The sequence below is a fragment of the Flavobacterium sp. R1_16 genome, assembly GCF_057652095.1.
On sequence record NZ_JBYFCG010000003.1, the window covers coordinates 167508 to 180968 of the forward strand.

General features: G+C 33.9%; 13 protein-coding genes. 6 read left to right on the forward strand and 7 right to left on the reverse strand.

Annotation, left to right across the window (positions count from 1 at the left end; all coding sequences use genetic code 11):
* Positions 1–52: 52 nt before the first annotated feature.
* From proB to fahA, 7 genes are all read right to left on the reverse strand, one after another.
* On the reverse strand, positions 53–823 hold the full coding sequence (gene proB, locus AC23L6_RS06910) for a glutamate 5-kinase (protein ID WP_487561427.1): 771 nt from the start codon (positions 821–823) through the stop codon (positions 53–55).
* Entirely contained in the window at positions 807–2003 is a 1197-nt protein-coding gene (locus AC23L6_RS06915) for a glutamate-5-semialdehyde dehydrogenase (protein WP_487561425.1), read from the reverse strand. The genes proB and AC23L6_RS06915 overlap by 17 nt, the downstream gene beginning before the upstream one ends.
* Before the next feature lie 4 nt (positions 2004–2007).
* Positions 2008–3147, reverse strand: a complete 1140-nt coding sequence (locus AC23L6_RS06920) for an aspartate aminotransferase family protein (protein WP_487561424.1) — start codon at positions 3145–3147, stop codon at positions 2008–2010.
* Between the two features lie 100 nt (positions 3148–3247).
* Entirely contained in the window at positions 3248–4225 is a 978-nt protein-coding gene (argC, locus tag AC23L6_RS06925) for an N-acetyl-gamma-glutamyl-phosphate reductase (protein ID WP_487561422.1), read from the reverse strand.
* Entirely contained in the window at positions 4218–5411 is a 1194-nt protein-coding gene (locus AC23L6_RS06930) for an argininosuccinate synthase (protein ID WP_487561420.1), read from the reverse strand. Before AC23L6_RS06930 ends, argC begins: the two co-directional genes overlap by 8 nt.
* 4 nt (positions 5412–5415) lie before the next feature.
* A complete protein-coding gene (locus AC23L6_RS06935; RefSeq protein ID WP_487561419.1) occupies positions 5416–6033 on the reverse strand; it encodes a GNAT family N-acetyltransferase in 618 nt (205 codons plus the stop codon).
* A 388-nt stretch (positions 6034–6421) separates the two neighbouring features.
* Positions 6422–7705 (reverse strand): fumarylacetoacetase, encoded by a 1284-nt coding sequence (fahA, locus tag AC23L6_RS06940; RefSeq protein ID WP_487561417.1) that lies wholly within the window; start codon positions 7703–7705, stop codon positions 6422–6424.
* 109 nt (positions 7706–7814) lie between these two features.
* Between fahA and glyA the strand changes: the two genes are divergently transcribed.
* From glyA to AC23L6_RS06970, 6 genes are all read left to right on the forward strand, one after another.
* On the forward strand, positions 7815–9089 hold the full coding sequence (glyA, locus tag AC23L6_RS06945; RefSeq protein WP_487561416.1) for a serine hydroxymethyltransferase: 1275 nt from the start codon (positions 7815–7817) through the stop codon (positions 9087–9089).
* Positions 9090–9192: 103 nt separating this feature from the next.
* Positions 9193–9780, forward strand: a complete 588-nt coding sequence (locus AC23L6_RS06950; protein ID WP_487561602.1) for a MiaE family protein — start codon at positions 9193–9195, stop codon at positions 9778–9780.
* Positions 9781–9788: 8 nt separating this feature from the next.
* The gene (locus tag AC23L6_RS06955; RefSeq protein ID WP_487561415.1) at positions 9789–10283 is read left to right on the forward strand and encodes an N-acetyltransferase family protein; all 495 of its coding nucleotides are present in this window, start codon (positions 9789–9791) and stop codon (positions 10281–10283) included.
* A gap of 112 nt (positions 10284–10395) precedes the next feature.
* On the forward strand, positions 10396–11490 hold the full coding sequence (locus tag AC23L6_RS06960) for an efflux RND transporter periplasmic adaptor subunit (RefSeq protein WP_487561413.1): 1095 nt from the start codon (positions 10396–10398) through the stop codon (positions 11488–11490).
* A 131-nt stretch (positions 11491–11621) separates the two neighbouring features.
* Positions 11622–12746 (forward strand): ABC transporter permease, encoded by a 1125-nt coding sequence (locus AC23L6_RS06965; protein WP_487561412.1) that lies wholly within the window; start codon positions 11622–11624, stop codon positions 12744–12746.
* 1 nt (position 12747) lies between these two features.
* Positions 12748–13428, forward strand: a complete 681-nt coding sequence (locus AC23L6_RS06970; protein ID WP_487561410.1) for an ABC transporter ATP-binding protein — start codon at positions 12748–12750, stop codon at positions 13426–13428.
* Positions 13429–13461 lie beyond the last annotated feature (33 nt).

Consider the following 13461-nt stretch of genomic DNA (forward strand, 5'->3'; position numbering starts at 1 on the left):
TTATGTTGTTTTTGTACACGGAATAAACAATTCCGTATCATTTGTTTTCAATCTAAATAATTTTAGTAAACGCAATTTCATTATTTAATGCCTTCAAAATAAAATTATCTTTTAAACCATTAATTATCCATGTCTCAATATGAGCTGCTTTAGCAATAGCGGCAGAGTCAATTTTAGATTGCATTCCGCCTGTCCCGTGTGATGATTTTGATTTTCCAATTTCCTTTTGTAAGGATTCTAAATCATTCACCAGGGTTATGGTCTTTGGTGTTTTATCATTAATTGATTCTTTGGTGTAAATTCCATTTGTATTAGTTGCAATAATCAAAATATCGACATCTAGTAAAACAGCTGTTAATGCGGCTAATTTATCATTATCACCAAATTGAATTTCATCAGATGCTACCGTATCATTTTCATTGATAATAGGGATATAATTGTTTTTGACTAAGACATTTATGGTATTTACAATATTTACCTTAGTTTGTTCCTTTTCAAAATCGGAATAAGAAAGCAAACATTGAGAGGTAAGTAATCCCAAATCACTGAAATTTTCTTGGTAAATCCGCATTAATTGAGGTTGACCAATCGATGCTAAAGCTTGTTTTACAAAAACTTCTTTGTCTTGACTTTCCAGTTTTACAAATTGTTTGGCGGCTGCAATAGCTCCCGAGCTCACAATTACAAACTCATATTCGTCTTTCAGGGCTGCGATTTGCATGCCAATATCTTCAATCTTTCCTCTCGAAATGTGATTGGTTTCTTTGGTTAAGGTATTGCTTCCTAACTTTAATAAAATTCTTTTTTTACCTGATTTGTCCATGACCGTAAATATACCATTTATTAGTAACTAAATGTTGTAAACCAATAGGGCCGCGCTGGTGCAACTTGTCAGTACTGATTGCTAGTTCACCACCTAAACCAAATTGCCCACCGTCAGTAAATCGGGTAGAAGCGTTTTGATAGACTGCTGAAGCGTCAATGTTTTCCATGAAATCCTGAGCTACAGCATCGTTTTTTGTAATTATAGAAGCAGAATGTCCACCGCAATAGTGGTTGATTTTTTCAATAGCTTCTTGGTTTGAATTACTAGTTCCAATTACAATTTTATAATCCAAAAATTCTTCATACCAAATCAAATCGGATGTTATTTGAGAAACATTTGTAGTCTTAGAAATGGTTTCGTCGCCAAGAACGGTGACATTTCTTTGTTGTAATTCGGAAATTATTTTTTTTGCAAAGTCTTCCCAATGTTCCAAATTAGTATCGATTAAAACTTTATCTAAAGCATTGCAAACTGATATATTTGAGGTTTTGCCATTAATGATAATAGCTAAAGCTTGGTTGACATCTGCCTCTTCGTGTACATAAACAAAATTGTTGCCACGACCACTAACTATAACTGGGCAAGTAGCATGTTTTTTGACAAAATTAATTAGATTTTCTCCGCCACGAGGAACAATTAAATCGACTCTTTGAGTAGGTTTTTCAAGGAATTTCTGAGTTTCATTTCGGTCGTAATTTAAATATTCCACCCAATCTGTTGAAACGTCATTGTCTGCCAAAGCTTGATGCCAAAGACTTACAATCTTTAAATTGGATTGCAACGACTCTTTTCCGCCTTTCAATAAAATTTTATTTCCTGATTTGAATGCGATTCCTCCAGCTTCTACCGTTACATCGGGTCTGGATTCATAAATAATCAATATGGTTCCAAAAGCAGCTGTTTTGTTGTAAATTTTCATTCCATTATCATGAGTAAAATCAAATCGGATTTTCCCAACAGGATCTTCTTGACTAGCCAATTGCTGGAGTGAAAGAATCATTCCATCTACTTTTGAATCGTCAACCAATAGTCTTTTCTCCATAGCTAAATCTTCACCAGAATAATTATTCAAATCCTGTTGATTGATGCTTTTTAAACTAGCTCTTTCTTGTTCTAAAAGAATTGCCATTCGACTCAAAACAGCATTTCGTTTGTCTATGGGTAATAACTGATTCATAATTTTAAGATTGTATTTCCGTTAAGCTTTCTTTTAAAGCAACAATAAAAGTATCTATGTCTTTCTTCTTGATTGTCAGAGGAGGAAGTATCCTTAACAAGTTTTTATTATTGGCACTTCCTGTAAAAATATGCTTTTCGAGAATGAGTTTTTTTCGCAAGGCACTTACATCAAAATCAAATTCAACTCCTAGCATTAATCCTCTTCCTTTGACTTTTTTTACTTGAGGAACGCTTTTTATTTGTTCCTGAAAATAAGCAGAAATTGTAGTAGCATTTTCAATTAATTTTTCTTTTTCAATAATATCTAAAACTGCAATTCCAGCAGCGCAAGATAGATGATTTCCTCCAAAAGTGGTGCCTAACATTCCATAAACAGCCGCAATGTGATGACCAATCAAAACGCCTCCAATAGGAAAGCCATTCCCCATACCTTTGGCAACGGTAATAATGTCTGGTTTTATGTCGTGATGTTGAAATCCAAAAAACTTCCCTGTTCTTCCATATCCGGCTTGAACTTCGTCTAAAATAAGAATGACATCATACGTTTTACACAATCTCTCTAAGGCTTGAAAATATTCCGTAGAAGCTTGGTCTAAACCTCCAACGCCCTGAATGGATTCTATAATTATGGAAGAAACATCTCCTTTTTTTAGTTCATTTTCTAAGGTTTCAACATCATCAAAGGGTAAAAAAGTTACTTTTTGTTGCTTGTTCAATGGAGCATTAATTTTTTCATTATCCGTTACTGCAACAGCTGCAGAAGTTCTTCCATGAAAAGAGTTGTTAAAAGCAATCACTCTTGACTTACCATTGACGAACGAAGCTAATTTTAATGCATTTTCATTAGCCTCAGCTCCAGAACTGCACAAAAACAAATCATAATCTTCACAACCAGATAGTTTCCCTAGTTTAGTTGCTAATTCTTCTTGAATTGGATTTTGTATCGCATTCGAATAAAATGCTAAATTATCTAATTGATTTTTCAATTTTGCTACATATTCTGGATGGGTATGCCCAACTGAAATCACTGCATGACCACCATAAAGGTCAAGATATTCGACTCCTTTATCATCGGTAATAATACAGTCCAGCCCTTTTACGGGAGTCACATCATATAATGGATAAACGTTAAATAAGTTCATGTTTAATTATTTAAAGATTTAAAAATTGAAGAATTTAAAAATTTGTGTTTCACTTACTAAGATTTTTTTATCATTAAATCTTTCAATCTTTTAATTATTTTTAGAATCCACTTGGTTTCAAATGCAATCCAGTTGTTTCATCCAATCCAAATAGTAAATTCATATTTTGGATGGCTTGTCCAGAGGCACCCTTAGTTAAATTGTCAATTATTGAAGTAATCAAAAGCCGGTTCCCTTTTTTGAGTAAACTAATGATGCATTTGTTGGTTTGTACTACTTGTTTCATGTTAATAGGAGTGGTAGTTACGGTGACAAAAGGGTGTTTGGCGTAAAACGATTCATATTTAGTAACTACCTCTTCTACATTTTCTTCAATAGTTGTATATAGTGTTGCAAAAATACCTCTGGTAAAATTTCCTCTGTTTGGAACAAAAATTAATTCATTTTCAAAATTAGCCTGTAATTGGTTGATGCTTTGGTTTATTTCACCTAAGTGCTGGTGTTCAAAGGCTTTGTAATGAGACATGTTGTTGTTTCTCCAACTAAAATGTGATGTTTCTGAAAGTGAAACTCCAGCACCTGTACTTCCTGTAGTTGCATTAATATGAACATCGGAGGTAAGCATTCCATTTTTCGCTAATGGTAATAAAGCCAATTGAATTGCTGTAGCAAAACAACCTGGATTCGCGATATATTGAGCTTTTTTTATTTTTGTTTTATTCAATTCTGGCAAACCATAAACGAAAGTTTTTTCGTCAAAAGTGGCGTCCTTATTCAATCTGAAATCATTTCCTAAGTCGATAATTTTGGTATGGCTAGCGAATTGATTTTGTTCTAAAAAGGCTTTGGATTTTCCATGTCCCAAGCATAAAAAAACAACATTTACATCCGGATTTATAGTATCCGTAAAATTCATTTCGATATCGCCTAATAGGTCATGATGAGCTATCGAAAGAGGTTTACCAGCATTTGTGGTGCTGTAAACAAAATCGATTGTGGCATTAGGATGAAACATCAGTATTCTGATGAGTTCGCCTGCGGTATAGCCTGAACCTCCAATTATTCCAACATTAATCATAATCCAAATGATTTACAGATGAATAAATTTTTTGTGCATTGCCTAAAATTTTAATAAATCCTTTCGCATCATCAGACGTCCATGCATTATTCATTTCGCCATATTGCCCGAATCCCGTATTCATCAAATCGTTTTCGGATTCTATTCCGTCAAGCGAAAAATGATACGGTTTTAAAGATACTGTTACGGTTCCATTCACAGTTGTCTGGGTATCTTCAAGGAAAGTTTCGATGTTACGCATCACAGGATCTAAAAATTGACCTTCATGGAATAACATTCCGTACCAGTTTCCAAGCTGTTCTTTCCAGTATTGTTGCCATTTTCCAAGAGTGTGTTTTTCTAATAAATGATGCGCTTTGATAATAATTAATGGTGCTGCAGCTTCAAAACCAACTCTTCCTTTGATTCCGATAATCGTGTCGCCCACATGAATATCTCTACCAATAGCATAGGCATTAGCTAGTTTTTCTAAAGCAACAATATTATTTGAAGGTTTGTCTTTTTTACCGTTTACAGCAATCAATTCGCCTTTTTTAAATTCTAAAGTTACTTTCTCTTCGCCTTCTTTTGTTAATTGAGAGGGATAGGCTTCACTTGGAAGAGGTTTGTTTGAAGTCAAGGTTTCTTTTCCGCCTACACTAGTTCCCCATAATCCTTTATTGATAGAATATTGTGCCTTTTCCCAAGAATAGTGAACGCCATTTTTAGCTAAATAATCCACTTCTTCTTGTCTTGATAGTTTCAAGTCACGAATTGGAGTGATAATTTCAATTTCTGGAGCAATGGTTTGGAAAATCAAATCGAAACGAATTTGATCGTTTCCTGCACCAGTACTTCCGTGAGCAATAGCAGTAGCTCCAACCGATTTAGCATATTTTATGGCTTCAATCGCTTGAAAAACACGTTCAGCACTTACAGATAATGGATAGGTATTGTTTTTTAAAACATTACCATAAATCAAATATTTAATGGCTTTATCATAATATTTATCTAAAATGCTAAGATTAGCATGTTTGGCACTGCCTAGTTCATACGCTCTTTTTTCTATTGCAGAAAGTTCAGCATCATCAAATCCACCAGTATTAATTAATACTGTATGTACTTCAAATCCTTTTTCGTTTTTTAAATATTTAAGGCAATATGAGGTATCTAATCCACCGCTATAGGCTAATACAACTTTTTTCATAACTTTATTTTTTTAGGAAAAGGGCTTGTTTTATTGATTTTAATCTATTGAGAACCTTTACATTAAAAGGGTGTTTTGGAGGATCTTTCGCTTTTTCTTTAGGGTCGTATAGCATTCCAGTACAGAGACACATTTTGTTTTCTTTACTTTTTAGAATCTCATAATTGGTACACGTTTGACATCCTTTCCAAAAGCTAGGGTCAGTTGTTAATTCAGAGAAGGGAACGGGTTTGTATCCTAAATCGGAATTGATTTTCATTACCGCCAATCCAGTTGTGATTCCAAAAACTTTAGCATCAGGATATTTTTTCAACGAATACTCAAATACTTTAGATTTAATCTTCTTTGCCAAACCTAAATTTCTATAGTCAGGATGTACAATTAGTCCTGAATGTGCTACAAATTTTCCGTGTTGCCAACTTTCGATATAACAAAAACCAGCAAATTTTCCATTATCTAAGGCGATAACAGCATCTTTGTTGTGCATTTTCTTTTGGATATACTCAGGAGTACGCTTAGCGATTCCAGTTCCTCTCAATAGAGCGGAGGTTTCGATAGTGTCACAAATTTCTTGTGCATATTTATAATGTTCTTCTTGAGCTATAACTATGGATATTTTCATTTAAAAAGTTCAAGTTTTGGGTTAAAAAATGTAATGTAAATTAAAGCTGTAGAACCAATGTTCAAATTAATTTCTTTTAAATTCAGACAATTTAAAATACGTTGTAATAGTAACAATGTGATTGCAATTGTTATTGTATAAAAAATAAATCCAGAGGATAAAAAAGATGATTTCAAAATGGTAAAATGAAAAATGAATAAAAATAAACCTAACACTCTTTTGGTACTAAAATTAATTATAGTATCCGAACTTCGGGCGAAGTAAACCGTGGGTTTATCCTTGTAATAGAAGCGATATTTAAAACTGTTTTATTCATTGGTGCAAAATTACATTATTTTGCAAAAATAATTTTCGTTTTTGTGATTTATAACAAATTTTTAGTGCATTGTTATTTTCTAACAAATGGAGGTAATAACTTACTAGAAACTTCTCCAAATCCAATTCTCACATTATTTTTTTTGCAAAATCCTTTTATGATGACTGTATCATTGTCGTTAATGAATTTACGTTCAGTACCGTCATTCAATTTTAAAGGGTTTTTTCCGCCCCAAGTTAATTCTAACATCGAACCAAAACTGTTGGGACTAGCACCTGATATTGTTCCAGAACCCATCATATCTCCCGAATTGACCCGACAACCGTTAGAAGTATGATGCGCTAATTGTTGACTCATAGACCAATACATGTATTTAAAATTGGATTTAGAGACCACATTAGGCTCTCCATTTTCAGGTTCAATTGATACTTCAAGGTTAATGTCGAAGGTGTGTTTTCCCTTTTGTTGGAGATACGGTAGCGGGTTTGGGTCTTGCTTCGGACCTTTAGTTCTAAAAGGTTCCAAAGCGTCCATAGTGACAATCCATGGAGAAATGGATGTTGCAAAGTTTTTAGCCAAAAATGGTCCTAGAGGAACATATTCCCATTTTTGCATATCGCGAGCGCTCCAATCATTTAGCAGAACCATGCCAAAAATATAATCTTCAGCCTCATGAACAGGGATATTTTCTCCCATAATATTGACATCAGTGGTAATAAAACCCATTTCAAGTTCAAAATCTATGGAGCGTGAAGGTCCAAAAACAGGTGTAGTTTCTCCATTTGGTAAGGTTTGTCCCATAGGACGATGCACTGGAATACCTGATGGAATAATAGAAGAACTTCTACCGTGATAGCCAACAGGAATGTGAAGCCAATTTGGAAGTAGCGCATTTTCTGCATCTCGAAACATTTTTCCAACATTTGTAGCATGCTCTTTACTAGAATAGAAGTCGGTGTAATCACCTATTAAAACAGGCAATTGCATTTCAACATCTTCTACTTTACACACAACAATTTCTCGATGTTCTTTGTTGTCTCTTAATTCAGGATTCGTACTGTCAAAAATTGAGGCGATTCTATTTCTAACCAATCGCCATGTTTTTTTTCCATCAGAAATGAAGTCGTTCAGCGTGTCTTGCATGAACATATCATCAGTCAATTCAATGCCTTCAAAATAATTCAACTGCTGCAATGCACCCAAATCAATGGCGTAATCCCCAATTCGTGTACCGATGGTAATAACATCGTCTTTTGTTATAAAGACTCCAAAGGGAATATTCTGAATAGGGAAATCACTGTCTTTGGGAACGTCAAGCCATGATTTTCTTTTAGGATTGTTAGCTGTTATTGGCATCTTGTCTGTTGATATTATGTTGAAAATTCAATTACCAAATATATCATAATATGTGAATTTAACAAACTGTTTTTGTAATTTTGCATAGTTTTTAACGAAAAATTTTAAAATGCAACACGACGAACAGATTTTCAATTTAATACTTGAAGAACAAGACAGACAAATTCACGGAATTGAGCTTATCGCATCAGAAAACTTTGTTAGCGACCAAGTAATGGAAGCTGCGGGTTCTTGCTTAACTAACAAATATGCTGAAGGATACCCTGGTAAAAGATATTACGGAGGTTGTGAAGTGGTAGATGTAGTAGAACAAATTGCTATTGACAGAGCTAAAGAATTATTTGGTGCTGAGTATGCTAACGTTCAGCCTCACTCGGGTTCTCAAGCAAATACAGCGGTTTATCACGCTTGTTTACAACCAGGTGATAAAATTCTTGGTTTTGATTTATCCCATGGAGGTCATTTGACTCATGGTTCACCAGTTAATTTTTCAGGAAGGTTATACACTCCAGTGTTTTACGGAGTTGAAAAAGAAACAGGAAGATTTGATTATGATAAAATTCAAGAAATTGCTACCAAAGAGCAACCAAAATTAATCATTGCAGGAGCTTCTGCTTATTGCCGTGATATGGATTTTGCTCGTTTTCGACAAATTGCAGATAGCGTAGGAGCTATTTTATTGGCCGATATTTCGCATCCTGCAGGATTAATCGCAAAGGGATTGATGAACGATCCGATTCCTCATTGTCATATTGTAACAACAACTACTCATAAAACCTTACGTGGTCCTAGAGGAGGAATGATATTGATGGGAAAAGATTTCGAAAATCCATTTGGACTAAAAACACCAAAAGGAGAATTGCGCATGATGTCTAATCTTTTAGATTTAGCAGTTTTTCCAGGTAATCAAGGTGGACCATTAATGCACATTATTGCTGCTAAAGCGGTTGCTTTTGGTGAATGTCTATCTGATGAGTTTTTCCATTATGCAATGCAAGTTCAGAAAAATGCGAAAGCTATGGCTGAAGCATTCGTAAAAAGAGGGTACAATTTGATTTCAGGCGGAACAGACAATCACATGATGCTAATCGATTTAAGAAACAAAGGAATTACTGGAAAAGAAGCTGAAAATGCCTTAGTTAAAGCTGAAATAACTGTAAATAAAAATATGGTTCCTTTTGATGACAAGTCTCCGTTTATTACATCAGGAATCCGTGTAGGAACTCCAGCTATTACAACTCGAGGTTTGGTTGAAGAAGATATGGAAACTATCGTAAGCTTAATTGATAAAGTGTTAATGAATCATACTAACGAGGCCGTTATTGAAGAAGTGGCTGACCAAGTAAACGAAATGATGGGCGAGCGAGCAATGTTCGTTTTCTAAAAATTCAAACTATTTTAATAACAAATTTCACTTGTTTTCACTTTCTTTTTTGTGTTAATTAGTGAAATTTGTTTTTTAAATCTAATACTAAATTCATATGTCGATTTTACGATTAAAGTTACCAACCGACCCAAGATGGGTAAATATTGTAGAAAAAAATATTGAAGAGATTCTATCTGATCATGCTTGGTGTGAGCAAAAAGCAGCTTCAAATGCCATTACAATAATAACCATCAATTCAGAATATCCTGATTTAGTTTCAGATATGTTGGCATTGGCCAAAGAAGAAATTGAGCACTTTCAAATGGTGCATGATATTATTAAAAAACGGGGATTGACTCTAGCTCGTGAACGAAAAGATGAATATGTAGGCGAATTGGCTCAATATATGAAACGAAGTAATACGGGTAGTCGTGTTTCTGGTTTTGTAGAACGATTACTGTTTTCGGCTATGATAGAAGCCAGAAGTTGTGAACGTTTTAAAGTGCTTTCTGAAAATATCCAAGACGAAGAATTATCTAATTTCTACAGGGATTTGATGGAGAGTGAAGCAGGGCATTACACCACTTTCATAAGTTATGCACGAAAATATGGTCACGGAATTGACGTAGAACAACGTTGGAAGGAATGGCTTGAATTTGAAGCATCTGTAATTGCAAAGTATGGTAAAAAAGAAACCATTCACGGATAATTCATACCATGATTACAATAGTAGAGGCCACAGCTGAAGATTTTAAAGACATTCAAAATATTGCTTATACGACTTGGCCTACTACCTATGAAACGATTCTTTCAAAAGCTCAAATTGAGTATATGTTAGAATTATTTTATTCAGAAGATGCTTTGTTTAAAAATTTAAACGATGGTCATTATTTTTTATTAGCTAAGCAGAACCATGAAACTCTAGGATTTGCTTCTTATCAGCCTCATTATCAAAATAAAAATCAAACTCGATTACATAAATTATATTTACTTCCTAGCGCACAAGGAAAAGGAGTAGGGAAGCTCCTGATTCAAGAAATTGAGAAAAAAGCCAAAGAAAATCACGACCAAAGTATTTCTCTAAACGTGAATCGATTCAATAAAGCCTATCTATTTTATTTAAAAAATGGATTCCAAGTCATTACCGAAGAAAATTTGGAAATAGGTTCGGGCTACTTCATGGAAGATTACAAAATGGAAAAACGATTGTAATTCTGCTTTTTCTTGTAGTTATGTAACAATTGATACCACTTTAGATTCTATTTTTGTTGTACATTTGGATGTATAGTTTCTCCGTCATATCAATAGTTTAAAGAATTGAAAAATGAAATTCACAATAGTATCGTTACTCTATGTAATTATTTTTAGTAGTGTTTCTTGTTCAAAAAAAGATACAGAAGAAATTAAACCTACAATTGGAGATGTAACACAAAGTGTATACGCATCTGGTGTTATAAAAGCGGCAAATCAATACACCGTTTTTTCAACTGTAAACGGAATTTTAAACGAAATAAAAGTTACTGTAGGTCAAAATGTTAACAAAGGTGACTTATTGTTTAAGTTGGAAAACGAAAAAGCCGAATTGAATACTAAGAATGCTCAGTTAGCCTATCAATTAAGTCAAGAAGGCAATCGATACATTCAGGATAAAATTTCTGAAATGGAAATGAAAGTCCAAGCTACCAAAGATAAATTGGCACTTGACGAATCCATTTACAATAGAAACAAAAGAATTCACGAATACAAGATTGTCTCAGAAGTAGATTTTGAAAGGGTAGAGCTCGCTTACAAAAGTTCTAAAATTAATTATGAGACTGCTAAGAAGCAGTTGGAGCAACTAAGAGCTCAATTGAAAAATGATCAAAGTCGCACTAATATCAATTTAAAACTCAGTCAAACATCAGAAAATGATTTTAGCATTAAAAGTGCATTTTCTGGTAAAGTGTTTGACATACCAGTAAAAGAAGGAACACTAATCACTACCCAAACTCCTTTGGCTATCATTGGTCAATCAGATTCTTTTTTGATAGAACTTGAAGTGGATGAAAATGATATGGTTCAAGTGCAATTGGGACAAAAGGTTTTGGTAACTATGGACAGTTATAAAGGTCAGGTTTTTGATGCTATTGTAGATAAAATATATCCCATTATGGATGAGCGTTCTCGAACGTTTAAAATAGAGGCTCATTTTGTTAAGCCTCCTCAAAAGCTGTATCCAAACCTTACTACCGAAGCCAATATTATCATCAAAATAAAAAAAAACGTAGTAACCATTCCTAAAAGTTATTTGATTCATGGCGAATATGTTTTGGTCAATACAGATGAGAAACGAAAAGTTACTGTTGGCTTGAGCGATTACCAAAATGCCGAAATTTTATATGGATTATCAGCAGGTGAAACCATTTACAAACCTAAATAATGAACGTTAAACTCATTTTAAACATTGCTACTCACTTGTTAAGAGCGCGACTAAAACAAACCGTTGTGGCGGCTGTTGGGGTAACTTTTGGAATAGCCATGTTTATCACTTAGGTGAGTTTTATGAACGGAATGAATGATTTACTCGACGGATTAATGCTCAACCGCACTCCACATGTAAGACTTTATAATGAAATAAAACCATCAGAAGAACAGCCTATTTTACTTTCTGAAAAATACAAGCACAGCACTAATTTTATAAGTTCAGTTAAACCAAAAGATAGAGGCAAGGCCATATACAACAGTCAAGCCATTATTCATAATTTAAAGCAAGATCAACGCGTTATCGATGTTGCTCCAAAGATTACTGAACCTGTTTTTTTTAACTCAGGAACAATTCAACTTTCTGGAATGATATACGGAATAGATGTAGCCGCTGAAGAGAAATTATTTCAATTGAGTGATTATATTATTGAAGGAAAAGTATCCGATTTGAATCAGAATAACAGTATTATTATAGGTAAAGGTTTAGCCGATAAAATGCTTTTAAGTACTGGTGATATCATCAAAATTACTTCGGCTAGAGGAAATTTGGCCGCTCTTAAAATTGTTGGAATTACTCAAATTGGAATTGCAGATATCGATGACAAGATGAGTTATACGTCTTTGACAACAGCTCAAAAACTCGTAGGCGAACCCACAAATTATGTAACCGACATACAAGTTAAATTGTATGATATAACATTAGCGCCGGCATTGGCAAAAGAATATAAATCAAAGTTTGATTTGGATACTATAGATTACCAAACTACCAACTCACAGTTTGAAACGGGAAGCACTGTTAGGAGCATTATTTCTTATGCAGTTGGTATCGTTTTATTGATTGTTGCAGGCTTTGGAATTTACAATATCCTAAACATGATGATTTTCGAAAAAATGGACAGCATTGCTATTTTGAAAGCAACTGGTTTTTCGGGTAATGATGTAAAATGGATTTTTATCTCTTTATCATTAATTATCGGAGTTACTGGGGGTGTTTTTGGTTTGATTTTCGGATATATCTTTTCATCAATTATAGATATACTTCCTTTTAATACGGCTGCTTTGCCAACAGTCAAAACGTATCCAATTAATTACAATCCGTTATTTTATATCATTGGAATTGTTTTTGCACTTTTTACAACTACAATTGCAGGACTTTTTCCGGCATTAAAAGCGAGTAAAGTGGACCCTGTAGAAATCATTAGAGGAAAATAAGATGGGAAATAGAGTTTTAGAAACCAAAGGATTAACTAAATATTTCTATGACCCTGTTCAGTTTCAGGTGCTCAAAGAAATTAGCATGAATGTAGATCATGGTGAATTCGTTTCAATTGTTGGGAAATCAGGTTGCGGAAAATCTACTCTTTTGTATTTGCTATCTACGATGGACACAGATTATGAAGGAAAATTATACATTCATGAAGAATTGATTACAGGTAAATCGGATAAAGAATTGGCAGTAATTAGAAATGAAAAAATAGGTTTTGTCTTCCAGTTTCATTATTTGCTGTCTGAATACAATGTTTTAAAAAATGTAATGCTCCCAGGATTAAAACTTGGTAAATTGTCTGATGAAGAAGTCGAGTATAACGCTATGGAACATCTGAAAACTTTGGATATGCAAGACCAAGCACTAAAAATGCCCAATCAACTCAGTGGCGGGCAAAAACAGCGTGTGGCAATAGCGCGAGCCTTGATAAACAATCCTTTGATTATTATGGGTGATGAGCCTACAGGGAATTTAGATAAAAAAAATAGTGATTTGGTTTTTGATATTTTCAATAAGCTGACCAAGGAACAAAATCAAACGCTACTAATCGTAACACATGACAACGATTTTGCTCAAAGAACCAACCGTATCATTACCATGGAAGATGGACGAATAGTATCGTGTTAGGTCAAAATTCTTCAATAAAGTTTTTTTATATTT

What these genes read in the sequence shown, in the direction of transcription:
- proB (WP_487561427.1), bottom strand. Translation starts at nt 823, where the DNA reads ATGGACAAATCAGGTAAAAAAAGAATTTTATTAAAGTTAGGAAGCAAT.
- AC23L6_RS06970 (WP_487561410.1), top strand. Translation starts at nt 12,748, where the DNA reads ATGGGAAATAGAGTTTTAGAAACCAAAGGATTAACTAAATATTTCTAT.
- AC23L6_RS06930 (WP_487561420.1), bottom strand. Translation starts at nt 5,411, where the DNA reads ATGAAAAAAGTTGTATTAGCCTATAGCGGTGGATTAGATACCTCATAT.
- glyA (WP_487561416.1), top strand. Translation starts at nt 7,815, where the DNA reads ATGCAACACGACGAACAGATTTTCAATTTAATACTTGAAGAACAAGAC.
- AC23L6_RS06920 (WP_487561424.1), bottom strand. Translation starts at nt 3,147, where the DNA reads ATGAACTTATTTAACGTTTATCCATTATATGATGTGACTCCCGTAAAA.
- AC23L6_RS06965 (WP_487561412.1), top strand. Translation starts at nt 11,622, where the DNA reads ATGAATGATTTACTCGACGGATTAATGCTCAACCGCACTCCACATGTA.
- fahA (WP_487561417.1), bottom strand. Translation starts at nt 7,705, where the DNA reads ATGCCAATAACAGCTAACAATCCTAAAAGAAAATCATGGCTTGACGTT.
- AC23L6_RS06955 (WP_487561415.1), top strand. Translation starts at nt 9,789, where the DNA reads ATGATTACAATAGTAGAGGCCACAGCTGAAGATTTTAAAGACATTCAA.
- AC23L6_RS06935 (WP_487561419.1), bottom strand. Translation starts at nt 6,033, where the DNA reads ATGAAAATATCCATAGTTATAGCTCAAGAAGAACATTATAAATATGCA.
- argC (WP_487561422.1), bottom strand. Translation starts at nt 4,225, where the DNA reads ATGATTAATGTTGGAATAATTGGAGGTTCAGGCTATACCGCAGGCGAA.
- AC23L6_RS06915 (WP_487561425.1), bottom strand. Translation starts at nt 2,003, where the DNA reads ATGAATCAGTTATTACCCATAGACAAACGAAATGCTGTTTTGAGTCGA.
- AC23L6_RS06960 (WP_487561413.1), top strand. Translation starts at nt 10,396, where the DNA reads ATGAAATTCACAATAGTATCGTTACTCTATGTAATTATTTTTAGTAGT.